The 25,871-nt window shown below is 41.6% G+C and carries 19 protein-coding genes and 2 pseudogenes; 3 read left to right on the top strand and 18 right to left on the bottom strand.

Going from position 1 to position 25,871, the window contains the following annotated elements; translation table 11 throughout:
• Positions 1 to 109 precede the first annotated feature (109 nt).
• On the top strand, positions 110 to 199 hold the full coding sequence (locus FD12_RS14350; protein WP_021353390.1) for a putative holin-like toxin: 90 nt from the start codon (positions 110 to 112) through the stop codon (positions 197 to 199).
• A 322-nt stretch (positions 200 to 521) separates the two neighbouring features.
• Here FD12_RS14350 and rpiA read toward each other — a convergent pair whose 3' ends face one another.
• The 6 genes from rpiA to FD12_RS03850 all read right to left on the bottom strand — a co-directional run bounded on the left by rpiA (position 522) and on the right by FD12_RS03850 (position 7,294).
• Positions 522 to 1,205, bottom strand: coding sequence for a ribose-5-phosphate isomerase RpiA (gene rpiA / locus FD12_RS03875; protein ID WP_054746929.1), 684 nt, complete (start codon positions 1,203 to 1,205; stop codon positions 522 to 524).
• 105 nt (positions 1,206 to 1,310) lie between these two features.
• Complete coding sequence (gene ptsP, locus FD12_RS03870; protein ID WP_056981776.1) at positions 1,311 to 3,044, bottom strand: phosphoenolpyruvate--protein phosphotransferase; 1,734 nt, start codon at positions 3,042 to 3,044, stop codon at positions 1,311 to 1,313.
• A gap of 26 nt (positions 3,045 to 3,070) precedes the next feature.
• Positions 3,071 to 5,044, bottom strand: a complete 1,974-nt coding sequence (gene tkt / locus FD12_RS03865) for a transketolase (protein ID WP_056981774.1) — start codon at positions 5,042 to 5,044, stop codon at positions 3,071 to 3,073.
• A gap of 34 nt (positions 5,045 to 5,078) precedes the next feature.
• Positions 5,079 to 6,452 (bottom strand): PTS ascorbate transporter subunit IIC, encoded by a 1,374-nt coding sequence (locus FD12_RS03860; RefSeq protein ID WP_054746927.1) that lies wholly within the window; start codon positions 6,450 to 6,452, stop codon positions 5,079 to 5,081.
• 29 nt (positions 6,453 to 6,481) lie between these two features.
• Positions 6,482 to 6,787, bottom strand: coding sequence for a PTS sugar transporter subunit IIB (locus tag FD12_RS03855; RefSeq protein ID WP_054746925.1), 306 nt, complete (start codon positions 6,785 to 6,787; stop codon positions 6,482 to 6,484).
• Positions 6,788 to 6,826: 39 nt separating this feature from the next.
• The gene (locus FD12_RS03850; RefSeq protein WP_307725454.1) at positions 6,827 to 7,294 is read right to left on the bottom strand and encodes a PTS sugar transporter subunit IIA; all 468 of its coding nucleotides are present in this window, start codon (positions 7,292 to 7,294) and stop codon (positions 6,827 to 6,829) included.
• A gap of 141 nt (positions 7,295 to 7,435) precedes the next feature.
• On the opposite strand from FD12_RS03850, the gene FD12_RS03845 reads away from it, so the two are divergent.
• Positions 7,436 to 9,487 (top strand): BglG family transcription antiterminator, encoded by a 2,052-nt coding sequence (locus FD12_RS03845; protein WP_056981772.1) that lies wholly within the window; start codon positions 7,436 to 7,438, stop codon positions 9,485 to 9,487.
• Between the two features lie 132 nt (positions 9,488 to 9,619).
• Here FD12_RS03845 and alsE read toward each other — a convergent pair whose 3' ends face one another.
• From alsE to FD12_RS03810, 7 genes are all read right to left on the bottom strand, one after another.
• Complete coding sequence (gene alsE / locus FD12_RS03840) at positions 9,620 to 10,309, bottom strand: D-allulose 6-phosphate 3-epimerase (protein ID WP_054746915.1); 690 nt, start codon at positions 10,307 to 10,309, stop codon at positions 9,620 to 9,622.
• Between the two features lie 14 nt (positions 10,310 to 10,323).
• Positions 10,324 to 11,424 carry a PTS fructose transporter subunit IIC gene (locus FD12_RS03835; RefSeq protein ID WP_056981769.1) on the bottom strand — a complete coding sequence of 367 codons (1,101 nt, stop codon included), beginning with the start codon at positions 11,422 to 11,424 and terminating at the stop codon, positions 10,324 to 10,326.
• A gap of 14 nt (positions 11,425 to 11,438) precedes the next feature.
• Positions 11,439 to 11,771 (bottom strand): PTS fructose transporter subunit IIB, encoded by a 333-nt coding sequence (locus FD12_RS03830; protein ID WP_054746913.1) that lies wholly within the window; start codon positions 11,769 to 11,771, stop codon positions 11,439 to 11,441.
• Between the two features lie 14 nt (positions 11,772 to 11,785).
• Positions 11,786 to 12,235: a PTS sugar transporter subunit IIA gene (locus tag FD12_RS03825; protein WP_056981767.1), complete on the bottom strand. Its 450-nt coding sequence runs from the start codon at positions 12,233 to 12,235 to the stop codon at positions 11,786 to 11,788.
• A 6-nt stretch (positions 12,236 to 12,241) separates the two neighbouring features.
• The gene (locus FD12_RS03820) at positions 12,242 to 12,685 is read right to left on the bottom strand and encodes a PTS sugar transporter subunit IIA (RefSeq protein ID WP_056981766.1); all 444 of its coding nucleotides are present in this window, start codon (positions 12,683 to 12,685) and stop codon (positions 12,242 to 12,244) included.
• Positions 12,682 to 14,172 (bottom strand): BglG family transcription antiterminator, encoded by a 1,491-nt coding sequence (locus FD12_RS03815; RefSeq protein WP_054746909.1) that lies wholly within the window; start codon positions 14,170 to 14,172, stop codon positions 12,682 to 12,684. Before FD12_RS03815 ends, FD12_RS03820 begins: the two co-directional genes overlap by 4 nt.
• 315 nt (positions 14,173 to 14,487) lie before the next feature.
• The gene (locus tag FD12_RS03810; RefSeq protein ID WP_186825973.1) at positions 14,488 to 16,227 is read right to left on the bottom strand and encodes an ABC transporter ATP-binding protein; all 1,740 of its coding nucleotides are present in this window, start codon (positions 16,225 to 16,227) and stop codon (positions 14,488 to 14,490) included.
• A 373-nt stretch (positions 16,228 to 16,600) separates the two neighbouring features.
• Between FD12_RS03810 and FD12_RS03805 the strand changes: the two genes are divergently transcribed.
• Positions 16,601 to 17,809 carry an MFS transporter gene (locus FD12_RS03805; protein ID WP_056981762.1) on the top strand — a complete coding sequence of 403 codons (1,209 nt, stop codon included), beginning with the start codon at positions 16,601 to 16,603 and terminating at the stop codon, positions 17,807 to 17,809.
• A 100-nt stretch (positions 17,810 to 17,909) separates the two neighbouring features.
• Here FD12_RS03805 and FD12_RS03800 read toward each other — a convergent pair.
• The 5 genes and pseudogenes from FD12_RS03800 to FD12_RS14145 form a co-directional block, all read right to left on the bottom strand.
• A pseudogene (locus tag FD12_RS03800) lies at positions 17,910 to 18,329 on the bottom strand (DUF5776 domain-containing protein); the annotation flags it as partial.
• Between the two features lie 28 nt (positions 18,330 to 18,357).
• Entirely contained in the window at positions 18,358 to 19,725 is a 1,368-nt protein-coding gene (locus FD12_RS03795; RefSeq protein WP_056981757.1) for an ISLre2 family transposase, read from the bottom strand.
• Positions 19,726 to 19,956: 231 nt separating this feature from the next.
• The gene (locus FD12_RS14290; RefSeq protein ID WP_056981756.1) at positions 19,957 to 22,947 is read right to left on the bottom strand and encodes a Cna B-type domain-containing protein; all 2,991 of its coding nucleotides are present in this window, start codon (positions 22,945 to 22,947) and stop codon (positions 19,957 to 19,959) included.
• A gap of 315 nt (positions 22,948 to 23,262) precedes the next feature.
• Positions 23,263 to 23,538: pseudogene (locus tag FD12_RS14385) on the bottom strand (helix-turn-helix domain-containing protein).
• A gap of 77 nt (positions 23,539 to 23,615) precedes the next feature.
• A partial coding sequence (locus FD12_RS14145) for a DUF5776 domain-containing protein (RefSeq protein WP_056981754.1) occupies positions 23,616 to 25,871 on the bottom strand: 2,256 nt, incomplete at its 5' end.

The raw sequence follows: 25,871 nt of genomic DNA, 5'->3' as shown, positions 1-25,871 counted from the left end.
CTCTGTATAATAAATCAAGCAGGAAGTTTTAAGGGCGGTGGCTGTCTTTTCCCTTGCGAGGTGAGGCCCATGGGAACATGGAATAATCTTCAGGAAGGTTTCACAGTCAATGAGCGTCTTCCAGACACTCTCATTGATGTTGCTGTTTGGCACGTTTTTAATCGCGCTACTCAGCTATATCGACAAGCACCACAAATAAAAAAGCCGCCCCGATCATAACTTTGGCGAGTTACGGGACGACAGTATCGTTTAGTTAGCTAATGCCACCGCCTTTGAAGCGGCTTGTATAGGAAGCCCTGTTAATCCAAGGCTTCCTTTTTCTTCTTTATTGTAGCATACCTAATTAAAACTGGCTAACGTTTCATGCCTAGATCAGATTCTGGCATTGGTTATTTGACTTCTGCATTATGGTTAGCAAAATCTTTGAGCCGATTTTGGTCATGATTACTGACCTCTTGATAAATGTTATTTGATGCGTTTGGGGTTAATTGAGCGCTGAACTTATTGTAAGTTTTATCCCACTACCTTGCATGTAAAACCTCTGGTCCATCTTCATGCCCGACAATTACTGTATTCACTATGTCCAGGAACAGACCATGTTCCACAATCCCTGTCATGTGATCTAAAGTGTTGGCAATTTCTTGAGGATGATCAATTTCATGCAGGTGCAAATCAATAATATCATTATCTGAATCAGTTTTGACGTGATGACCATCCTTTATCCGAAACTCAGGGGAATAACCCTTGTCTTTTAAGCGCTTAAAGAGCTGCTGACTACCATAAGGAATTACTTCAAGTGGCAGCGGAAACGAACCCAAGTGATCAGCCATTTTACTTTCATCAACGATCCACATATTTTTATCAGAATTGATGGCAACAATTTTTTCCCACAAATGAGCGCCGCCACCACCTTTAATTCCCTGGAAATTCTTGTCAATCTGATCGGCACCGTCGATGGTTAAATCGATGTGGTCGACTTCATCAATTCCCTTAGTTATGATTCCTAAGCTGTTTGCTTGCTGTTTAGTCCGTTCAGAGGTCGGAACTCCAATGATTGATAACCCTTCATCTTTTACTCGTTTGCCCAGTGCATCAACCATGAATTTAACAGTTGATCCCGTGCCTAATCCAACTACCGTATTATTTTCAATAAATTTGACAGCTTCTTCACCAACTAATTTTTTTAATTCATCTTGATGAGTCATCTTGAACCTCTCCTTTGCTTTTTTATGTACAACAAGAGGTTGAAACAAATTCTAATTGAATTCAAATTTGTTTCAACCTCTTGCTGGTATGACTGTTGCTGAATATTACTGGGTAACACCCGATAGGCGGCTGTTCACAAGTGTTTCAACTTCGTCCGCTGTTTGGCACTTAGCGAGGACTTCGTCAACAATTGCGGCGCATTCGTCTGTCGTCAGGCCTCTCATCTGGCTTCGAGACCTTAAAATGGAACTGGCACTCATTGAGTATTCATCAAGCCCCATGCCCAGCAAGAGTGGCAATGCCCGTTGGTCGCCGGCCATTTCACCACACATTGCAGCAATTTTACCTTCTGCATGAGCTGAATCAATGACGTGCTTGATTAATCTCAATAATGCTGGATTCAATGGTTGATACAGATATGACACTGCATCATTACCACGGTCGGCAGCAAATGAATACTGAATCAAATCATTGGTTCCAATACTGAAGAAATCAACTTCCTTGGCAAATTGATCAGCAAAGATCGCTGCCGCTGGAATTTCAATCATGATACCAAGCTTGATATCGTCACCAATTTTAGGATCATCTTTTTGAAGGTTTTGTTTCTCTTCCATAAAGACTTTCTTGGCTTTTCGGAATTCGTCAAGCGTTGCAATCATTGGGAACATAATTCGGATTTGGCCATACTTGGATGCCCGAATTAAAGCACGCAACTGAGTTCGGAAGATATTCTGCCGATCCAAGGAAATCCGAATGGCCCGGTAGCCCAAAAATGGGTTCATTTCTTCTGGTAATGGCAGGTATGGCAATGGTTTGTCACCACCAATATCCATCGTTCGAATAACGACCGGCTTGCCATTCATGGATTCAGCAACTGTTTTATAGGCATTAAATTGCTGATCTTCGGTTGGTAACGCATCGCTATCCATATAAAGAAACTCGGTTCGGAACAACCCAACTGCATCAGCACCAGCTTTGTGGACATCGTCCATATCTGCCGGAGTCCCAATATTAGCAGCAATTTCAAACTCTTTGCCATCTTTAGAAACGGATGGGGCATCAACTAACTTAGCCCATTCTGCCCGTTGAGCAGCGAAGTGCTTAGCCTTTTGCTCATAATCATTTACTTCTTCTTGAGAAGGAGCAACAATCGCAACCCCGTTCAGACCGTCAAGAATGAGTTGGTCACCATTGGAAATTTCTGAAGTTGCGGTTTCAGAACCGACAACAGCTGGAATCTCCAAGGTTCGTGACATGATTGCCGAATGACTCGTTCGACCACCCATATCAGTGATCATTCCTTTGATGTACTTCTTGTTCATCTGTGATGTATCCGAAGGCGTAATTTCATGGGCAACGATGATTACAGGGCTGTTAATCGAGGCCAAGTTGGGTAATTCCTTACCCAGCAAGTGGCTCAAAGCTCGTTTGGCAACGTCTTTGACGTCAGCCGCCCGTTCCTGCATATACTTGTTATCCTTCATGGCTGCTAAAGTTTCAGCAAAATTAGTCGTGACATCAGTCAAGGCCTGTTCTGCATTCACCTTATCATTTTTGATCTCATCTTCAATTTGTTTGATCATGTCTGGGTCGGATAACATGGCGATGTGGGCGTCGAATACGGCGACTTCTTCATCGCCAAGACTTGCTTTCGCATTTTCTTTAATCTTTTGTAATTCCGCGGTTGATGCATTAAAGGAATCATGAATTCGTTTGATCTCAGCATCAACATCGGAAATCGTCTGCTTTTCAAAACTTAAATCCGGGTCAACTAACAGGTAAGCTTTAGCAATACCAATTCCATCACTGGCAGCAATGCCACTAATTGTCTTAGACATAATGATCCCCCTTTCTAAGCTATTATTTAAAATTTATTCCATAGTTTTTTGAACGTTTTAACAATATTTTCAGTGTTAAAGCCATAGCTATCAACAACTTGTGGGCCTTTTCCACTAGCTCCGAATCGATCAACACCTATAATTGCACCTTTAAGGCCGGTAAATTGTGACCAAACGAAGCTGGTTCCCATTTCAATCGCAACCCGATGTTCAACATCTGGCGGCAGAACCGAATCCTTATAATCTTGTGACTGACGATTAAATAGCTCAATACTTGGCATCGAAACAACTCGAACATCAAAGTTTTGTTCGTTCAATTTGTCTTGGGCTTCTAATGCAAGGTGAACCTCGGAGCCACTGGCAATTAAGATCCCATCTGGAGTGGTGCTGTTCGAATCTGACAGGATATAACCACCCTTATCAACTGGTGCATTAAGCGTTTCTTTTAATACAGGTAACTTCTGCCGTGATGTTACCAATATATTGGGTTTATCCGTGGTGTCCCCAATGACCTTCCAAGCAGCCACCGTCTCGTTGGCATCTGCTGGCCGGATCACATTAACATTCGGGATGGCTCGTAAACCAACTAATTGTTCAATTGGTTCATGAGTTGGACCATCTTCACCAACAGCTAACGAATCGTGAGAATAGATGAAGATCGATGGTAAGTGTTGAATAGCGGCCAGTCGAATGGCAGCTTTCATGTAATCACTAAATACGAAGAAAGTGCTTCCAAATGCCCGGCTTCCCCCATGGAGGTTAATTCCATTAACTGCAGCCCCCATTCCGAACTCCCGAACACCAAAGAAAATATTTCGTCCGCTAGGATTCTCATCTGTAAAATCGCCATCATCCGTCAGATAAGTCTTATTGGATGAAGATAGGTCGGCTGCGCCACCCCAGAATTGCGGGTTCTTATCAGCAATCTGTTGCAGTAATTCTGAGCTAGCAACCCGGGTAGCGATTTCATTTCCTGGTTTGTAAGATGTTTCAATGCTCTTGGTATCGAGCTTTTTGGCCTTGAGTTGGCCGGCTTCTGCCGGGTACTCATAAGAATACTTATCAAATAAGTCTTTCCAGTCACTGTAGTTAACACTCTTTAAGTTGACATAATTATCATAGATATCATAGATATCCTGAGAGAATTCAAAGGGTGCTAAATCCCAACCATAGTTTTCTCGCGTTTTTTCAACGTTTTCAGGCCCCATTGCCGCACCATGAACTTTATTGGTTCCAGCAAGTGGTGTTCCATAACCAATGATCGTTTTAACTTCAATGAACGAAGGCTGGTCAGTTCGCTTTGCAGATTTAATCGCAGCTTCAAGCGCTTCCAAATCATTGCCATCTTTCACATAGCTATAATCCCAACCGGCTGCCTTAACGCGTTCTTCAACATTTTCTTCAGTACTTAGGCTTAATGGGCCATCTAATGAAATGTCGTTTGAATCATAAAGGACAATCAACTTGCCAAGCTTTTTATCTCCAGCAATATTCAAAGCTTCATGACTCAGGCCTTCCATCAAGTCACCATCACCTACCAATGCATAGGTATAATGATCAATAATTTTATAACTTGGACGATTGTACAAGTTGGCCAGATGACGTTCGGCAATTGCCATTCCAACAGCCATCCCAAGCCCTTGGGCTAACGGGCCAGTGGTAGCATCCACCCCTTCAGTATGACCATATTCTGGATGTCCTGGAGTTAGTGAACCTAGCTGACGGAATTGCTTAATATCATCAATAGAAACATGATATTGATTGAAATATAACAAACTGTAGAGCAAAGCTGAACCATGTCCTGCTGAAAGTACGAATCGATCACGGTTTAACCATTGAGGATCTTTGGGATTAAAGTTCATCAGCTTCTCCCAAAGGACATATGCCATTGGGGCGGCATCAATGGGCAACCCCGGATGACCACTCTTGGCCTTTTCAATCATGTCAATACTTAAGAACCGTATTGCATTCACCGCTTTCATTTCATTCGACGAATTCATTAAATTACCTCCTATTGTCCGTTATGTTGGTGCATTAATCTTGTGCTTGTTTTGCTTTAGATTTTGCTCTCTGAGTAAGAATTGCGCTGAGGATAAGAACGCAAGCGAAGAAGCCTAAAATTCCAACAACAACCGCAATTTTACCGAATCCACCTAAGTTTCCTAGTAAAATCCCTGGGATCAAGTAATCTGTATCGGCAAACGTCGATGCTGCTAGTTTCAACCCACCAAGAACTGGAAGAATAAACAATGGCAACCAGCTAATAATCAAACTGTTAACAGTTGCACCGATGATCGCTCCACGACGACCACCAGCAGCGTTCCCGTAAATACCGGCTGCGGCGCCACAGAAGAAATGACCTACAACTCCAGGAATAATAACAGTAGTTCCCATGGCAATCATGCCAAACATTGATAAGGTACCAACAATGAAACTAACGAAGAATCCCAATAAAACAGCATTTGGTGCGTATGGGAAAATGATAGGAACATCAAGAGCTGGTTTTGAGTTTGGTACAAGTTTTTGAGCAATTCCTTGAAATGCTGGAATGATTTCGCCCAAAATCATACGTACACCTTGAAGCACAACAACAAATCCGGCTGCGAATGTACCAGCTTGAATGATCGCGTAAATAATATAGTTATTTCCGGCACTCAAGTTTTTCTCAACAAATTGTGGACCAGCTATAATAGCTAAAATAATATAAACAATTCCCATCAACAATGTGATTGAAACGGTTGAATCACGTAAGAACCCTAAGCTCTTTGGAATGTTTAGGTCTTCTGTACTCTTCTTAGGATCTCCGAACCACTTGCCCATCAATCCAGAAATAGCATAGCCAATGTTACCTGTATGCCCCATGGCAACTTCATCACCACCGGTAATTTTACGCATAAATGGCTGACATAGAGCTGGTGTTACAGTAAGCAAAGTACCTTCGAAAATTCCACCTAATACGATCGTTTCCCATCCTCGGCCAAGGTGTGCGCTTACTAAGATAACGGCTGTCAAACATGAAACATAAAGCATTGCTTGTCCAGTCAAGAAAATGTACTTGAATCGTGTAAATCTTGCCAACAAGACATTAACGATCATACCTACTAACATAATCAATGCAGTTGTTGTTCCGTACTTTACTAAAGCAATGGCAACCACGGCTTCATTACTTGGTACAACCCCTTGAACATGCAGTGCAAACTTGAACATTGAGGCAAAAGGTGTTAGGGAATTACTTAAAATTCCAGCACCACCGATCAGAACAAGGAAACCTGCAAATGTTTTGATTGTTCCTTGAATAACTTCTGTACTCTTTTTCTTTTGAAGTAATAATCCTAGCATCGCGATCAAGGCAACCAGAATGGCTGGTTGAGTCGCAATACTAACAAATAAATTTAATATTGCCTTCATAACTTAGGACCCCCATAACGACTGCCAGCCTACTTAGCATCGTATTTAATGTTTTCTCTATCTAAAATATCGTTAACATGTTCTTTAGTTTCATTCTTGTCAATTAAGCTCTTCAGTAGAACAACTTTATCTTTTGGAAGTGAACCTACAGCATTAGCAAGTGTTGATTCTACAAAGAAATAGTCGGCTGCGTTAGCTGAAGCACTACCAACATCAGAATGATCTACTTGGATATCACTGGTATCAACGTTTTCATCTTTCAATATTGATTGGATATTCATCTGAACCATAAAGCTTGTTCCTAAACCACTTTGGCAAACAGCTAAAATTTTCATAATTGTTCCTCCTAAATTTATCAAGTATCAAATTATCAATTACTGTTCTGCTTCGTCAGCCTCATCTAAGGCATCCATCACAGCATCTACAGTTGGTGCTTCCAACAGCTTATTAAGAATATCGTTGTTGGTCAGTACGGTCATCAATTGTTGTATCACGCTCAAATGGCTATTACTATCAGTTGCAGCTAAAACAAACCAGAGTTTCACAGGATGATCTTCACTTACTAAATCTACTGATGAATTCGTCTTTAATAGTGACAATCCAATTTTGTGAACACTATCATTTGGTCTCGCATGAGCAAGTGCAACTTGGGGTCCAATATTGATATATGGGCCTTCTTCTTTAACAACGTCAATCATTGAATCAACATAAGCAGTTTCTACAAATTTCAGATCAATTAATGGCTGGGCCGCCTTGCGAATAGCATCTTCCCAAGTATATGCGCTTCCATCTTCAACCTGTATTGTATGCGCATTCAATAAATCGGATAGCAAACTTCTCACCTCCAAAAAATAGTCGTCTAAATCTTTACTTGATTACAATGAAGAGTATATCTGTTGATTCATCTCTTCACAAGTGCAATAATAGCATCATAAAAAGTGCAAGATTGTAACAGCTAATTTATTTGAGCGGAGATTATAACAATGATTAAATTTAGTAAGTACAAACATGGTAACGAGCTTTTAAATATTTTAGAGGAATCTGATTCCTTCATCCCAGCAACCGATTTGATGGATAAGTTGCACTTATCACGACGAAGTGTTTTTTATTTAATTAATAAAGTCAATAAGGAATTGGATAGTCATGAGTTATTTGGCATTACGAATATTCAAAATATGGGTTATTATCTTCCTGAAGAAACCGCAAAGGAACTCCAAACCGTTCGAGAAGCACCGGTATTTAATGGCTTGACGCTTGTTCAGCGAACCTTAATCATTCCGTTCATTTTAATTTCTCGGAATTATTCGTCTTTATCCTACCTCTCATCATATTTATCAGTCTCAAAAAATACAATCATCAGAGACTTGTCGTCAGTTGAAGATACTTTAAAGAAACAACACTTGGAAATTATTAACACCAATAAAGGGAAAACCGTCAAAGGTGAAGAACTGGACAAAAGACGATGGGTCTATGAAAACTCAGATGATCTTATTCAGATATATGAACAACAGACCAAAATCGCAATTAATCCTATTGTGCCGAAGCAGTTGGAACTACTGGAGAAAATAACTGGCAATTCATTAACTGATGATGCAAAAGTGATGCTTAAATGTTATCTCACTTGGTATTTGAAACGCGTCAAAAATCCAAGTATGAACTTGGTTGATAAAAATCCAGACTCCCATTTTTCACTTGCATTTACTTGGGCCAACAGCTTACTCCAAGATAGTGGTGTTCATAATCGTTCTGAAGCAGAGTATTTAACCCGGATTGTAAATTCACGCCAATTTTCATTTGTAAATTGGGACGATCCATTGATTAAAACCCTAAAGCCAATTACAAATTCGATTATTCAAAGGTTTAACGAGGTAGCAGGTGTTTCTATTAATCCAAACGAGAATTCGTTAGTAAGCAATTTAACTGTCCACTTACTTTCGACTTATTATCGAGCTAAATTCAATATTAATTACCGCCATCCCAGTCTTGATCAAATTAAAGTGAGTTATCAAGAAACCTTTGATCTAACAAGGATTGCCGTTCAACCATTTGAAGCATTTCTCAAGAAAAAAATTTCTGACGATGAAGTTGCCTTAATTGCATTGTACTTTGGTGGTGTCTTGAGAAATGCATATTCAACGGTTTCAAGCTCCGGACAAGTTCTTGTTGTGTGCTCAAGTGGAATTGGAACGTCCCAATTGCTATTAAGAAAGCTCAAAACAACCTACCCAACCGTCAATTTCTCTGGCCCAATGAATGTGATTCAATACGAAAATAGTACCCTTGATAAAGTTCAACTCGTGATTAGTACCATTCATTTGCACCCCAAGAAAGAAATTCCCATTATTCACGTATCAGCACTCCCATCCGATACGGAATGGAATACCATTAATCAAGCATTAGTTCGCACGAATCTAATCACTGACGATACGCTCCCCCAAATAAATGTTGGTACATTGATGGATATTATTTCCACATATTCGAGAATCGTTGACCCAGATGGGTTAAAAGATGCTTTAAAAACTTATATCTCACGCGTCAGCCATAAAGATCAAAGCATTAAGAACAATACAGAAGATTCAACTGTCTTATTTCCAAATGATGTTCAACTTGTTGATCAAAATGCGGATTGGGGTCAAGCCATTAAGTACTCAATGGCCCCTCTGCAAAAAGATGGTCAGATTGAACCGAAGTATGTTAATAAAATTATTACCTTAACAAAAAAGCACGGTCCATATATGGCTCTAGGAAATGGCATTATGTTAGCTCATGCATCCCCAAATGATGGAGTGAATAAATTGGGAATTAGTTTCACTATGTTCAAGCAGCCTTTTGATTTGGTGGATCCAAGTAAAAAAATCAAACTCATAATTGGTCTAGCCCCAATTGACGAGCAACGGCATCTGTCCTATTTAGGATTATTAATGAAAAAATTACAGGATAAAAAATGGCTAGATAACTTGTATGAGGCTTCAAGTGAAACGGAACTCATCAAAATTCTAAAGCAAAGTGATCTTTTGGAAACAGCCAATAAATAGTGGGCTAAAAAGACACTCCGAGAACGCAAAAAAGTGATCTATCATTAGTAATCCCGGGAATAAAGTTGTATTTCAGGGATTTATAATGGCGGATCACTTTTTTGATCACTCAACTTACCTTTTTGCCTACAACTATTGCATTACACTCACACCGGTTGCATCGAGGAAGTTTTGTGTCATCATATTCCAAGATGTTTCAATATCATCACTTAGGCCGAACAAGCCACTTCTTCCAACAATATAAATATCTGGTTGAGCATCAAAGATACGCTTAAATGATCGTCGATTTGATGATCCATCCATTTCAATCAGGTAGTTATAGCCGCCCTCTTCTCTAACGGTTCGTAAATCGCGAATCTTTTGAAGGCTGCTTTGAATGAACTTTTCACCAGCAAATCCTGGATCCACTGTCATGACTGTGACCTTATCGAGGGCCTCTAAGTACGGCTTAATCTGATCAATTTGAGTTTCAGGATTTAACACAACCCCTGCTTTCAAGCCCGCTGCATGAATTTTGTTAATCAATCGGAATGCAATCCCGTTTGCCCGTTCAGCAGGGAAACAGATGTATTCACTATGAACTTTGATTAATTCGTCTACCCAAAACGATGGGTCCTCAACCATCAAATGAGAGGAGATTGGGGTGTCAGAAATCTTTTTAACTTGTTCAATAAACCAGGGTGAAAGGGTCAAATTGGGGACAAAATGGCCATCCATAATGTCTACATGAAATGAATCTACTTTATCACTTAAAAAGTCAATTTGATTTTTAAAATCATCCAAGTCCATTGTCATCAACGATGGTGAAAATTTTACGTTCATAAATTATCCCTCCACTAAGAAATTTGAATGTCATCCATGTTCAGATCAGCTTCTGTCGCTGTATCTTCTTTTTCTTCATCTTCTGCCGTTACTCGTTTCTTGAGTAATGCTAATGCAAGGCCAGTTACGATGACATTTGCGACCAAGCCAATGATAAATCCAATTGGTCTTGTCATTGTTGGAATTGCTAATAATCCACCAAATGGAACTTTGCTATTTGCACTAAAGTACATTGAAATTGCACCACCGACTGCTCCACCAATTCCTGTCGCAACAACACAACGAACAATGTCATTTAATACAATCGGGAGAACTCCTTCGACAATTTCAAAGATTCCCATTGGAAATGCGGTCTTGATGGTCTCAACTTCAACCTTCGTGTAGATAGTCTTTCTGAACATTTTTCCAAAGAAGTATGCCGCCGTAAAACCAAGAGGGGTGGCCATATTTACAAGAATTAATGCAGTGATGGGTTCATTAACGCCTGAAGCTTGCATTGTTAATACAAAGGCAAACACTGTCTTATTAATCGGGCCACCATAATCAACACTTGCTAAGACGCCAATCATCAGGCCATAGAACAATTTAGAAGTTCCGTTAAGCGTGCTAAGATAGTGGGTCAATCCTGCTGTGAGCCAGCCAATTGGGCTTCCAATGACGTATACCATGATGATACTTCCAATAAAGGATGCAATGAATGGCACAATCAGCATCGGCATTAAGCCATTAGCCCAACTTGGTAATTTTACATACTTGATTGTTGCTAAAACGAGCCAGCCGGCCATGTATCCACCAATCAGTCCACCAATAAATCCTGCACCAATCGCTTCAGCAGCAAGACCAACAACTAGTCCGGGTGCAATACCAGGCTTATCAGCAATGGAAAAAGCAATCCCAGTCGAAATAATCATTGGAAGCATTCCAAGCCCTGTTCCCCCAAGCTTAGCCAAAGCATCCCAGAAAGTGAAACTCTTGGTTAAATCTGCTGATGAGTTGCCACCCATAGCTAACCCAATGGCTATCATAAATCCTGCTCCACACACAACCGGGATTAAGAACGAAATGGCTGTTAACAAATGATTTTTTAATCGCAATGACTTAACAAAACTCTTCATAGCTCATTCCTCCATTATGCTTTCGTACCACTCATTCGTGATTTGGCAACTTCAACTGACTTTTCAATCAGTTTAGTTGGCGATTTGATAGCTATATCAGTTGGAACGGTTAATTTAGTGATATTCTGGAATCGTTCCATTCCCTTGATTTTTACGTCAATGGCTAAGATTGCAATGTCAGCGCTATCAATTTCTTCTTGAGTTAATGGATTTTCAGTCCCAATTGTTCCTTGTGTTTCCAAATGGATATCATAGCCTAGCTTTTCAGCTGCTTTTTCGAGCTTCTCTTGAGCAATATAAGTGTGGGCAATCCCAACAGTACAAGCACATACACCAACAATTTTCATTTTAATTTCCTCCTCTATTCAAATGCTTCAGTGATTTCTTGAACATCTTCGGCTGACTTCAGCGATTCTAAAACATCGTCATTTCCAAGCTTTTTCGCAAATTGCGCTAAAAGTTGCAGGTGTAATTTAGCACCCTCTGAATTATCCGAAACTGCGAATAATACAACAATTTTAATTTTTTGATCATCCAAACTTTCCCAAGCAATTGGATGCTTCAAAGTAACAATCGCAACACCAGGATCAATAACACTGCTGCTCTGTCCATGAGGAATTGCGACTCCATTACCAATACCAGTTACTCCTTGAGATTCACGCTTATAAACAGCTTTCAAAAATTCGGATTCATCATTCACATTTCCCGCTTCATACAAATAATGGACAATTTCTTTTAATACTTCATCTTTTGATTGTGCATTACTATTTACAACAATTGTTTTTGGATTGATTGAGCTTTTAACATCCATCAATGATCATCTTCTTTCAAATAAGTGTACATCTGCGATAAATTGTGTTCGGTTGTTAGATTCAAACAATTCTTTTGTGACATTTGGATCCGCTAACTTTTTAACAAAATGTGGTATTTCCTTAATTTCATCGGAATCGCTCGTGGGGATAAACAAGAACACAATCCCGGTAACCATCACGTCATGATCCCAAAAAATCGGAAATTTTCTGCAATTCACTAATATGATTTTGGGAAAAATAACGGCTGAACTCTCACAATGAGGCATCGCAATTAAATCATCAATTCGGGTATCCGATATTTCTTCTCGTTCAAGTAATTGTTTGACCACTTCAGAAGCATCAGATAATACCCTGGATTTAGCTAACTGATTACAAACAGATTCGAACAATTCCCGCTTGGTGTATTGTTTTTCAGCAAAGATAACAGAATCTTCGTTCATTAGTTTCATACCTTTGCCCCTTTTAACGAGTTAATCGTTTCCCGAATTGCGTTTTGATCACGTTGTGTGAATAGCGCACTCACAACAATAATTGGAATTTTAGAATCACTTTTAAAAGGAACGGTTGAAATAATGAAGTCCACATCTTTATAGTTGAACTTATTCTCTTCATACTGACCAATCGAGAGAACATCATCAATAATAAAATTCGGGAATGATTTATTAACCTTAACTTTGAGCAGTTGAGCAGTTCCAACGCCCGTTGTACAGGTAATTAACACTCGGGTTGGTTGACGCTTGTCCTCAATCTCTCGTGCAAAGTAAATCGAGATAAATCCACTCTCGCCATCAGGAATCTCGGGTAGGTCAAATTTATTCGAAATGAGGTGAGAAGTATGCTGAACGGCGTCAAAAATTTTTGGATATTCATTCTTGATTTGTCCAAGTAATTCATTGTTAGCGTAGATACCGTTCGTAAGTCGGTTAAGCATTGGCCTGATGTGTTTTACAAGGTCCAGTAGAATATCACCTTTTTCAATATTCTGATCTAGAATTCTTGAAACGTTTGAAATATATTCCTCAGCAATTGATAACACCTTAAAGGGAATTTTTTCGGTAGTTTCATCAAAATTATAAATTCTAGAAGACTCTAAATATTCGTAAATATATAATGTTTCAGACAACGGCAATTTAATGTTTGCATATTTTTCAATCTTTCGAGTGATATTTTGGGCACAGTGCAATAAATCAAAATTGTAATTTTGTTTTGACTCTTGCATTCCCTCGGGCATCGCACCATTATGGCCAACGTTCTTATACCTATTAATCAAAATATAAATATGAGAAAAAATATTAATATCATACGGATAAGGAATATCTACTCCCAAGTCTTTTTCTGCCTCTCTGACCAACCTAATAACGAAGTTGACATCTCGTTGGTTCAAAGAGACATTTGATTTGCTAAATATATTGTTAAAATCAATAACACCACTAACATCAGTTAAGGCTGAAATGGCACGCCTTACATCAGCTTCTGCACCTAAAATTGATATTTCCCTATTAGCTCTTCTCAATGTCAAATTGAACTTCTTAAGCCAGTCCTCCATCACCTTCTCATCATTATTAATTACGGAATCGCTTACATAAAATCGTTCATAAATTGAACTAATTTTGATTGCACGCGATGATACATATAGTAATCGTAGGAGAACTTGTTCCCTCCGGCGACTAGGGGATAACGAATTCATTGCGGATAAATTGGCACTTGGCATCTGAGTTAATTGATCAGTTGAACGATCTTGATTCAATTGGATTCCTTTTCCTTTTGAAGCGACAATTAATTTGGGATCTCCAACTTTATCGTTAATTTGATTAATTGCTCTATAAATCGTTTTGGTCGAAACATTTAATTTAGTTGATAGTTCCTTGGCTGTCATAAAATTTGCTGTTTGCTCCAGCAAATTCAATATTTCACGATCTAATTTTACCTTTACCATCTTTATCCCTCCCTTCACTTAATAAGTTTAGCTCATTTCAATGTAACCGTTTTCTCGTCTTGTGTCCACAGTAATGGACAATTTGCATATTTCACAAAAGTCCGCCATCACATCTTATCCACTCTTATAATTGAGATCCAGATACTTCTAAATTTCAATTATTTAATTAGAAATTCACATGCGATAATCAGTCTATCCAAGATTGATTATCTAAAGTTAAAAGCCCTAAAGCCGCAACTAGTGCAACTCTGGGGCTTTTTTCAGAACATCTAGTTCAATTGAATTCCGTACGAGAATACTACATTGCACGCACCCCTACTCAAACTGCGCCTCATACAACTGCTTATAATACCCATTCATCTGCATCAGTTCATCGTGCGTTCCCCGTTCGACAATCTTGCCATTATCGACGACGAGGATCTGGTCGGCATTATGAATCGTGGACAACCGGTGGGCAATCACGAGTGACGTTCGTTGTTCCATCAGATTTTCTAGGGCGTGCTGGATGGTCTTTTCGGATTCATTGTCCAGTGAGGCAGTGGCTTCATCCAAAACGACAATCTGGGCGTCTTTTAGTAGTGCCCGGGCAATTGCGATTCGTTGTTTTTGGCCGCCGGATAATTTGATTCCCCGTTCACCCACTTGGGTCTGCAACTGTTCTGGCAGGCCATGGATAAAGTCATCGATATCGGCCAACTTGGCAACATCCCATATTTTTTCATCGCTCGCTCCGGGCGTCCCATACCGAATATTATCCGCAATCGTCCCGTCGATAATGAAAATGTCCTGAGATACGATGGCAATATTTTGCCGCAACGACTTTAATTTAATGTGATTAATTGGTACCCCATCAAAGTAGATCTGGCCGCTAGTCACGTCATACAAGCGATCAAGCAGGTCAGTGATCGTCGACTTACCAGCTCCTGAATGGCCAACCAACGCGGTCTGTTTACCAAAGGGAACATCAAACGTCACGTCCTGGATTGCTGCCTTATGCGGATCTTCAGCATCCTCCGAGGCATACGCGAAGGTCACGTGATCAAACTTGACGCCAGCCTTGATTGTTGGAAAACTAACTGCATCCGGCGCGTCAACAATCTCTGGTTTCAGTCCAATAATATGGACAATCCGCCCATATGACACAAGTGATTGCTGGAATTGATTCAGTAATCTGGAGAAGGCACTGATTGGGCTTTGCAGGATGCTCACATAGCTCAAGTACGCCACCAACTGACCAATTGTCAACTGACTTTTGAAAACAAACAGCGTTCCCAGCAGCAAGACAATCGCCGTTCCCAAATACTGAATAAAAGTAATGAGTGGCGAGAAAATCGCCTGATTGCGGGTTGCTTCAATGATATTATCCTTATTCTGGTTAGCCAATTTACTAAAGCGGCTGGATTCCAAGTCTTCAGTTGTGTAACTCTTAATCAATTGAATTTGGGTCAAGGTATTTTGCAGCTGATTGGTCATCAATGCTTGGGATTGCCGAGCTTTCTGGTAAGAATTTCGAATTCGGGTCCGAAAAATCCGCACCACTAGAAAAATCAACGGGAAGGTTAAACTGACCGCCAGTGCCATGATCCAATTGACGTAGAAAATGAAGACCAACACGCCGATAAAGGTAAATAAGCTCCCAATCAGTGACAGCATGTTGGGCGAAATCAAATTTTGCAGGTTATTGATATCAGAAGTGAGCCGCACCATGAGATCACCAGTCTTACTGGATTCAAAGAAGTGCGTATCCAACCGAATCAGATATTGGTACAACTGATTTCTTAGATTCGTGATGGCCCCTTGACTCATCACCCCCATAAAATATGTTGAAAGGTACGTGAAAATTCCTGAAATCGTCACGGTTAATAGTAATAACCCAACGACAATGACCAACCGCCCCGTATCCTTATTCGGGATGACATGATCAATAATGTACTGGTTAAATTGCGGCAACAAGAAGTCCATAAACGATAACACCGTTAGGACAACAACATTGAGTGCCAAGATCCACGGCCGTTTGAGAACGGTCCCGAAGACAAATTTGAACATCGCTGTCATCGTGATGGCATTATCATCGTTGGTTGTTGCGGCTTTTGATTTAGTTTGCACGCCCCCGCCCCCTTAATGAACAATTCGATAAACTTTAAGACAATCAATTACATCACGGTTATAGGTACTCTGTCAAAGGAATTGCTCAAGTTAGGACAGCTCCTCAAAGCAGAGATCTGCATGCAAGCACCTCGAACAAAAATTCCCCAAACCGGAATTTCCGTTCGAGGCGACTTACACTCCGATCTCTAATCGCTTTGATCCGCTCATTTTATCGTTAGTTCACATCAAAAACTAATCTTCCCTGTCCTCATCTTCTATGCTAATATTTAATACGGTGTGCAATTCGTTTTATAGCTAACATAAGGAGAGAAATTTACATATGAGCCGTTTCAAATTACAATCAATCATTTTCGTCCTCGTTGCTTTTATGCTGGGCTGCAACGAGTTTATTGTTGTCGGGGTGTTATCTGATCTCTCCCGCACCTTTGACGTCAAGTTGTCAACAATCGGTTACTTGGTCACCATCTTTGCGACAGTTTACGCAATCAGCACCCCCTTCGTAACCGTTTTGACCAGCCGCTACAGTCGCTATAAGACCTTATTATCATTGATTGTCGTCTTCTTTATTGGTAATACGCTGAGTGGCTTGGCCCCTAATTATCTATTTATGGTCATTTCGCGGATGATCACCGCTACGACAGCTGGTTCAATCATCTCTCTGGTCATGACCTTTGCCAGCACGATTGCTCCGCGTGATAAACGAGCTGGCTTAGTCTCCTGGATTTTCGCCGGCTTCAGCATCGCTTCGGTCTTTGGTGTCCCAATTGGGGTAACTGTCAGTACCAGTCTCGGTTGGCGTTATGCCTTTTATGTTATTTCCGTGCTAACCATCATTACCTTTATCCTGTTAGTCTTCATCTTGCCCCGCAACCTCAAACAAACTCAAGGTTCAATCAAAAATCAGCTGACCCTCCTGCTGGATCCCCGCATTTATTTTGCTATCTTTTCCACGCTGTTCATGGCCGCAACGATGTACGCTTACTACACGTATGTTCGGCCGCTATTAACCACCTTGCTTGGTTTCAGTACTACCAGCTTAAATTGGCTGCTGTTTGTCCTTGGAATTGTCAGCATCTTTGGCAACCGACTCTCTGGGGCAGTCGCTGCCCGGCCGAATGGGTTACGGCTGATGCCCAGATTTTACACGGTGGACATTATTTTGTTGCTGCTCATGCCGTTTGCCCTCCTCAACAAGGTTTCCGGCTTTGGCATCCTGCTCGTCTTAACCTTAATTGTCACGATTATGAACTCTCCAATCCAGATTCATTTTCTGAATACGGCAGAATCGGATTACCCGCAATCATTGGTATTGGCGTCATCCCTCAGTTCCATCTTCTTCAATTTCGGCATTTCGCTTGGATCCGCCACCGCTTCCAGCATGACCGGCCTGGTTGGCTTAGATAAGATCAGCTTGGGCGGTGCCGTTTACGCAGCCTTGGCAATGCTGTTTGTGATGCTGACGAACCGAGCGATCAAACGACATCATACTGCCAAATCTACTGATGTTAATCCCGTAGTCGATAAATAAGTGATTCAATTTCATTAACAAGTGCAAAGCCATAATGAGGAATCCCCCCAAAGCCAGAATCAAAAGCTTTAGGGGGATTCCTCAAATTATTTGTTGATTATTATCGAATCGCCTTTACATACTTCGCATTACCAGTAATATAGCCGCCAGCAACCCGATATCGGAGCGTCCCATGTTGGCTCAGATTAGTGGGTTGGGAATACTCATACCGGTGAACTTTCAAGGTTGTTCCTTTTTTAAGATGGCGGTTGCGCTTGGTCAAGTTAACATCCTGGTAGCGATTAATCGCCGCTTTAGCCCGCACCTTTGTGACGTGGGCGTGGCGGCCCATCTTAACGAGCTTGCGGTTAGCCGTGACGTATTTGCCGTTTGTCAAAATGTAGCGAGTCGTCAAATTATGTTTAACAATTCCCTTAACCTTGAGCACCGTTCCTTGCTTGTAGTTGGCAACCTTCCCCGTTAGATTCTTATGGTTGTATGCATTAACACCCTTAGGAGAAATAACGGTCACTTGCGCGTGCGTATGTGTCAAGTTTTACTCGGTAACTTCAAATTGAGTTGTTAAAAATCTGAGCCAAATGCCCAATGGGCGATGAATATGCCGCGTCGGCGACAATTGATCCGTGGTGAATTCCCTGATGAGTCGTTTTCACTTGCTTTAATAATTTGGGAATTAGTCGCGGAATTTTCGGTGCTAATGGTTTGGCAAAATCTGGGCGCTTAATTAACGTGGCTTCTAAATCATTGTTCTGTTGCGCATCAATCACTCTAAGCATGGCCGTTAGGCCAGCTTTAGTCCAACTACGCCCCTGATGCTTCAAGCGGTAAGTATACCGGCGATGATTGCTTTCACAGCTCCCCAAGCTATGCACGACGTGCGCAAAGCCTGGATTCCCTAATGGCTCAATCGACGGCCAATTTCGCCTGAAATAAGCTCGTAACAGTTGCACGTCCGCTAACGCTTCCCGATCAACTGCCAAACTCTCAGCGGTATCCAAATAAGCTGGAATCTGGTTAAAATGACCATGATTAATCGTTTTGATTAACCCATTGACCAATTGCTTAGGCAAAGTACTTAGCCGCGTTCGAATCTTACGGTTCAGGTGATAACGGTCCAAAATATGTTGGTGACTTTGGGCCATGCCGGCAATATCATCAAACACGCTCGGCGTATAGCCACTACCGTTATCGCTGCCGGTAATTAACTTAGTTTTACTTAAATCATAATGCTGATCCAAGTATGCCTTAAGCTCCTTTAACACCGTTGAATGGCTCAAACTGCTAATCACATGGCGATTGATCAAACGACGACGCTGACCATTGAGTTTAACCCCTTCATAAACTTGAAAGCGGTGGACCATCAGCTGCTTAGGGAATTTACCTTTACCCTTAATCATAAAAGCATCGCCTTCAACGAAAAGGACAGGTAACTGTTTCCGTTCAGCCACTGTCGTTTCTCGATAATCGGCTTCCGCTATCCGAATCTCATCAATCGCTTGACCCGCTACCTGGGTAATTTTCCAAACCGTCTGATGGCTCATTGAAACTGGCGTTAAGACTGAAACGGCCTCGGCCACTGACCTTAAGACACCCTTAGAAGCTAACTGGGAAACTCGTTGAATCAATAAATCTGAATATCTAACCCGCGGTTTTAATCCTAGATATTCATCAAGTAAATAACTGTGACGACCATCCTCCTGTTCAACTAATCGCCGCCGGTAACTAACGTTGCCACAAACTAGCTGAATAGTTCGTTGATCTCGATGCAGGATCGGTTGATCACTCTGCTCCAAACAAAGCTCTCGATCCAATTCTTCTAATGCTGTCCCAAAAGCCTTCGTAAACAGCTGCGATACCTGAATCATAATATCTTGTTCAGCTTCTAAAAATGACTGATGAGACTTTAAACTATTCAAAATAACTGCTACAATTGTGACATGGAAGACCGTTCCTCTTTCCTAATTGTTTGTGGTGACTCAATTAGAAGATTAACGGTCTTCTTTTATTTTGTTAAGGCCGGAGGTCTTACCGAGTTAAACTTTACACTAACTTTGGAAAAAATACCCACCAGTCGTGATGGTTATCATCTGTTACGACTGGCGGGCATTTCAATTCATTTTATCCTGAAGGGATATTGTTTCGTCTATCTAGTTAAACTTTTTATTCAAGCCAATGCCGCCGAGGGCTACCATGAGCAGCAAGATTCCCAGTAAGACGATGCTGAGTGATTCTTGATCACCCGTCTGTGGTAAGGTCGCAACAGTCTGTTTGGCTGCCGGGTTGGCAGTTGAAACAGCTTGCTTAGGTGTCGCAACTGCTACAGGGTCCTTACTCAAATCAACCGGTGAATTCACCTTATTGTCAGTTACTTGTTGCTTTGGTGTGACAGCATCATCTTTTTCATCAACAACTTTTGCTGGTTCATCCACTTTATTCTCAGTTGCCGTCACCTCTGGATCACTAGGCTCAGTCACTTGCGTTGATGTATCTGAGGTTGGGTTCACTGGCGTTGGAATTGGTGTTGCTGGTGTTTCGGGAGTTACTGGAGGTGTTCCCGGAACGATTGGTACATTTGGTGTGTCTGGTGGTGTCGTTGGCTTGTCAGGTGTGCCGGGCTTATCTGGTGTCGGGTCTTTTTTGCCTGCCTTGTTAGTCACAGTTATTTCAAAGACATTATTACCTAAGTCCTTCAATTCACCGTACAGCGGTGTAAATCCTTCAATTTCATTTTCAGTCACTTTATATTGAATATTGGTTGGCAACCCTTCAAAGGCACCTTGCCAATGACTGTTTGCGTCCAATTCAATCGAATCAACAATCCCGCCATTTTGTGGGCTCTTAGGATCGTCTAGAACAATGTTGATGATGACTTTGTCAGGCTTGGTAGTCGATCCTTCGATTTGCCAGTCCTTAGTCACCTTAATCGTCTTAGTCCCAACAAGCTGGTTACCGAAAATAACTGAGCCATTGGAACCAATCCCGCCGCCTCGAGGTGATTTGTTTCCTGTGATCAGGACAGTTGCCAAACTAGCAGCAATTGCTTTAGCGGCATCACTGGTGACATTTTTCAGGCCAATAAAGGCAGTCTCGTGGTCAACATTAACTGGATCTGTTTCTGATTGACCATCCCGGTCATGATACCATTTAACGCCGCCACCACCGAGCATTCTGTTGGCAAGTGTGGTCACTTCGCCTTCAGCTTTCGCTTCGCTCAACACTTCATCGCCTTGGTTGAGGGCCTTGTTACCATAGATTGCCGTGCCGTCTGTTACGTAGATTTCGGCATCGCCAGTTGGGCAGAACCAAATGCCACCACCAGAGCCGGCGATCATTGTTCCTCGGGGTGAGCCGTCAGTTGCTTCGTTGCCGGTAATTAAGCTGTTACCAAGATGCAGGGTATATTCTGCGGTACTAACATATATCCCGCCGCCATAAATATCGGCAACGTTATTGGTAATCGTGGCTTTATTGATTGTGACGTTGTTCGAATTAACGTAAATCCCGCCACCTGCGGCTGCAGCGTGGTTCCCATCGATGATCGCATCGTTGATAGTTAATTTAGCAAGATTGAGCTTGTTATACTCTTCGGCCGTTAATCTTCCGTCTGGCACATTGCCTTGATGGACAACAATGGCACCTCCTGAGGCATATGGATTTGGTTGAAGGCCAATCAAGCCGGTTTGATTTCGGCTGATTGAACCGCCATTAATTGTCACGTCGGCATGGCCATTGATGAAAATACCACCAGAATGATTCCAAGAGATATTTTCGTCCACAGAACCACCGTTCATGATGACGGTGGAAAGTGTATCTCTATTCCACTTAGGTTCATTAACGTAGCCCACTTCAATTCCGCCAGCGTCCGGACCAGCATTATTGTCAATATGGCCTCCGTTGATGATTAACTGGGATCCTTTATGGACGGAAATCCCACCTGCAGAATTCTGGATACCCCACTCGGTTGAATTATGAGTTACATAACTGTCTTTATTCATAATAACCGTGCCGCCATTAGTAACGGAAATGCCGCCAGCCCCCAAGCTACCGGAGTCAGTCTCCACGTATAAATGATTATGCGTAATGATCGCATTTTCATTCATTGTCAACTTACCGCCGTTGACGGTCACAACCGCATCATTACTAGATGGTGGTGGCGGTGTGATCGTAAAATTCTTGATGGTGGTGTTGGTCATTTCAACGGTGCCATCGATACAAAGCGCGCCATAAGTTGCACCAAGCTTATTATTTCGAGGAACCTGGAAATCTTTAGCTGGCACAATTAAAATGCCATCTTTTTGATTTCCCTTGAAGGTCAATGTTCCGCCCTTTTCAACCTTAATCTGGGACCCGAGATCGATTTGAACGGGATCACCTTGGTTTACAAAGGTCACATTTTGACCCTGTTTGATGAAAAATCCTTTAACTGTTTGGAACGAACTACCAAGGGTAATCGTCTGAACGGTGCCGTCAATTGGTGCGTTATTCAAGGCATCATTTAATTCTTGTTCGTTCGTAACAGTTACTTCCGCTGCCGCAAGAGCTGCTTTGGCTTTCATTGCGGGAGCAGCCGGTGCCTTCTGCGATGCTGCAGGTTTCACTGTTGGTACTTCACTGCTGCCAACCGTATTTTTATCCTGAGTTGGTTGAGTCGCAGTTGGTGCTGATTGGTTGGTTACTTGATCCGCTGCTTCTTTAACCACTTGCTTAGGTGCGGCTTGTGGCGTTTCGCTGACCGGTTCAACGTCGACTGGCGCTTCTGATTGAGAAACGTCTGTCTGATCAGCTGGTTGAGCGGTTGGTGTTGCCGATGCTTCAGGAGCTGATTGTTCTTTGGTTTGTTCGGTCGGAACGACTGGTGTTTCAGCTTGAGCCGGCGTCGATGCTTGTGCTTCAACTTGAGGCTCGGCTGTCGGCTGAGTTGCCGGTGGGCTCGTTTCATTCACCGTTTGCTCAACGGCTTGCTGTGTGGCCGCCGGTTCACCAGTTGTCACTTGGCTAGACTGAGTCGTTTCAGCAACCGGCTCAGCTCTGGCAAGTGTCATTCCCCCTCCTAACAATAGTAGCAATGTCACAATCGCAACCCCAACGGATATCAATAAACGCCGTATCCGTTGGGTCTGCTGACAAAAGGTTTTCATAGTACCTCCCCCTTAATTGCGTGAGACAATAAAACTTTCTGGGCATCCCCTTGATACCACAATCAATATATCAACCCACTCAATTTGTTGCAACATTGACGCACTGTTTTTATAACTTTTTAGTGATTAATGTGTAAACTACTAATTTATAATGACTAAGTTAAGCAATTAGCTAATTATATTGCTCACTTGCCATGAAAAATTAAAGCCTTGAATCAAATAGGTTATGTTAACGCAAAAAAATCGCCACCATAACCAAGTTTCAGCTATCGGTAGCGACATATTCTCAAATTCAAGCTTATAAGTCAGCCTACACTAGGTTAAAGAGATGTCTAATTTCTTACCTAAGTTGTTGCTAATTTATCTAAAGTGTCCAAACTAGTATTATCTGCCAACTCAACTCGGGCAACCGTCCGTTGGGGAACTCCTGCGGCAGCAGCTAATTCTCTTTGTGTCAGACCAGCGTCCTCACAAGCTTTCATGAACTTATAAGCTGCCATAAGCCGAGCTTTTCCCTGCTCATACTCAGCCTTATCTTTAGGAGTAGCGGTATATTCATGGATACTTATCAATTTTTACTGTTTTTGGCATACAACTCATTTCTCCTCTAGATTTTTTCTAACAAAAACCGACTAGGCAATTTGCCCGTCGGTTTAAGACTATTGAGTCTATTTAATTACTTTCACATACTTGCTATTGGCAGTTACATAACCGCCAGCAACTGCATAACGTTTAGCACCAAAGGTCGTGGTTGAGTATGGATGTGAGTATTCCCACTTCTTCACTTTCAACACGGTGCCCTTCTTGATAAGTTTGTTGTGCTTGCCAAAGTTAGCATTGTTGTAGCGGTAAATGGCTTTCTTAACTTTGATTTGCTTAGGTTGTTTCTGATTACCAGCAATCACAAGTTTGCGGTTTCCAGTAATGTAATGACCATTACTCAAGAGATAACGAGTGGTCAAGTTATGCTTAACAAAGCCCTTTACCTTGAGTTGCGTGCCTTGTTTGAAGTTCTTAACTTTACCAGTCAAGTTCTTGTTCTTATATTCATTGACACCACGTGGATTAATGACTGTCAATGTCTTGTGAGAACTGTGGTAGTAAACTGGGCGAACAAAGGCATAGTCAGCGGTGATGTAGCCCTTCTTGCCAGCGGTCTTGCTGTGGTGGTTGACATCGCGAACGACATACCGTAAGTTACCAGCTTTAGATTTAGCATAATCGGTGACCACAAACATCGGCCGATTAATCCGCGGCTTCTTGGCATAACTCGCAACTTGTTCGCTCTGCTTGAAGTCTTTATTACTATACATGTAGATCTTCTTCAAAGCATAAACGGCTTCACCCTTTTTGGCAATGCCTGGGGTTGAAGGCTGCGTGGTTACTGTTGGAGTTGATGGAGTCGGCGTTGGAGTCGGTGTTGGGCTAACCGGGGTAACCGGATTTACAGGGTTAACGGGGTTGATTGGGTTTACCGGGTTTACTGGCGTACTATTCTTGGTATATTCATACGTTACCGTCTTCGGAGTATTATCTAATTTACCTGTAACCGGATCAGATCCGGTCTTAATATCTTTAAAAGTGTAACCTGAAACATCTAACTTGTAGCTTGACGTTAACCCCACATCATAAGAATCACCAATTTTACCGGTAAACTGCTTACTTGTCGCAATTGAATTTCCATTAGCGGCATCAACGTAATTGACGGTTACTGGTTGGGCAGCCGCAGGTTCTTTATTAAAAATATATTTAACAGTTGGCGTAGCTGTCTTACTGTAATTACCCGACTCATTACCATCAACTGTGTAACCAGTGAACCCATACTTTTGTTCAAGATACTGGATAATGTTTTGAATATCAGTGTTCGTCTTCAAGTTAAATGACGCCCCATCAGCTCCGGATAAAGTTTGCTGTGGGTAAAGGTCCTTTTCACTATCACCATCTACGTTCTTTTGAATGAATCTAACAGTCAGATTCCCAACGTTTGGATCAAGTGTGTATGGTTGAACCACTACACCCTCGTATGGAGAGGTAGGAAGTCCAAACAGAGTGTCCCTCCAATAAGTTGTTAAATACCCAGAATTACCAGCTTTGGCCAAATCTGTCCATTTAACTTCCTGGACAGGCTCATTACTTGCCCCACCCTCAGCTGTACTAATATATTTTTTCGCAAATGCTGTGCTGAGAGACTGTTGATAGGTATCATAGTAATAGGGAGTAATAGGGACGTTAGCCCCATCAATATTTTTTATGATAAATGATGACATCGTATAACTTGAAACACTTGCATTCAATGTAATGCTTGGTAGCATATAAATCATTGCAGTAAGAGATATACCCGATCCGATAGTATCCTTCGACTTTTGAAGTGGCGATACATCCGTAATTGAGTTCCAGCTAAATCCGCTTCCAGATCCCAGTTGCATATTGGAAACAGCACTAATATCATGAACATTATTTCTCTGAATATCAACACTATTCATTTTGGTTAACAATCCTAAACTACTGATATCACTCAAATAACCATTTCTGAATGGTAAATCGTGTTGCTCAAATGCTCCAAGATAACTATGGAAAGATACTGACGTTAAATTCTTTGCATATTGTAATCCAGTTAATGACTGGACATTCAACAAATGTTGAAATATGTCTTTACTGTTCATTTGACTACTTGGATTAACGGCCGTATAGATGATAGTTAGGTGGTCCTCTAACATCTGTTTTGTAATTTGATCAACGGAAGTTACAGCAACTTTATCATTTTGCAATTGCTTCAAAACAATCGCCTGTAAGTCCTTATCTGGCATCCATTCATCAATCTTACCGGTGGCCGTTGGATCAATGGCGTCCGCAGCCTCTTGCGTCGTCCAGGCTGAATTGACATTGTCATGAAGCCAAGCATTATGCTGAGCATCAGTGCCACC

This window comes from Lentilactobacillus rapi DSM 19907 = JCM 15042 (assembly GCF_001436255.1).
GTDB classification, from domain to species: domain Bacteria; phylum Bacillota; class Bacilli; order Lactobacillales; family Lactobacillaceae; genus Lentilactobacillus; species Lentilactobacillus rapi.
This window is presented reverse-complemented; position numbering and strand designations above follow the sequence as displayed.

Coding starts and splice junctions, on each gene's coding strand:
- FD12_RS14350 (WP_021353390.1), top strand. CDS start 110: ATGAGCGTCTTCCAGACACTCTCATTGATGTTGCTGTTTGGCACGTTT.
- rpiA (WP_054746929.1), bottom strand. CDS start 1,205: ATGACTCATCAAGATGAATTAAAAAAATTAGTTGGTGAAGAAGCTGTC.
- ptsP (WP_056981776.1), bottom strand. CDS start 3,044: ATGTCTAAGACAATTAGTGGCATTGCTGCCAGTGATGGAATTGGTATT.
- tkt (WP_056981774.1), bottom strand. CDS start 5,044: ATGAATTCGTCGAATGAAATGAAAGCGGTGAATGCAATACGGTTCTTA.
- FD12_RS03860 (WP_054746927.1), bottom strand. CDS start 6,452: ATGAAGGCAATATTAAATTTATTTGTTAGTATTGCGACTCAACCAGCC.
- FD12_RS03855 (WP_054746925.1), bottom strand. CDS start 6,787: ATGAAAATTTTAGCTGTTTGCCAAAGTGGTTTAGGAACAAGCTTTATG.
- FD12_RS03845 (WP_056981772.1), top strand. CDS start 7,436: ATGATTAAATTTAGTAAGTACAAACATGGTAACGAGCTTTTAAATATT.
- alsE (WP_054746915.1), bottom strand. CDS start 10,309: ATGAACGTAAAATTTTCACCATCGTTGATGACAATGGACTTGGATGAT.
- FD12_RS03835 (WP_056981769.1), bottom strand. CDS start 11,424: ATGAAGAGTTTTGTTAAGTCATTGCGATTAAAAAATCATTTGTTAACA.
- FD12_RS03830 (WP_054746913.1), bottom strand. CDS start 11,771: ATGAAAATTGTTGGTGTATGTGCTTGTACTGTTGGGATTGCCCACACT.
- FD12_RS03825 (WP_056981767.1), bottom strand. CDS start 12,235: ATGGATGTTAAAAGCTCAATCAATCCAAAAACAATTGTTGTAAATAGT.
- FD12_RS03820 (WP_056981766.1), bottom strand. CDS start 12,685: ATGAAACTAATGAACGAAGATTCTGTTATCTTTGCTGAAAAACAATAC.
- FD12_RS03815 (WP_054746909.1), bottom strand. CDS start 14,172: ATGGTAAAGGTAAAATTAGATCGTGAAATATTGAATTTGCTGGAGCAA.
- FD12_RS03810 (WP_186825973.1), bottom strand. CDS start 16,227: ATGACAGCGATGTTCAAATTTGTCTTCGGGACCGTTCTCAAACGGCCG.
- FD12_RS03805 (WP_056981762.1), top strand. CDS start 16,601: ATGAGCCGTTTCAAATTACAATCAATCATTTTCGTCCTCGTTGCTTTT.
- FD12_RS14290 (WP_056981756.1), bottom strand. CDS start 22,947: ATGAAAACCTTTTGTCAGCAGACCCAACGGATACGGCGTTTATTGATA.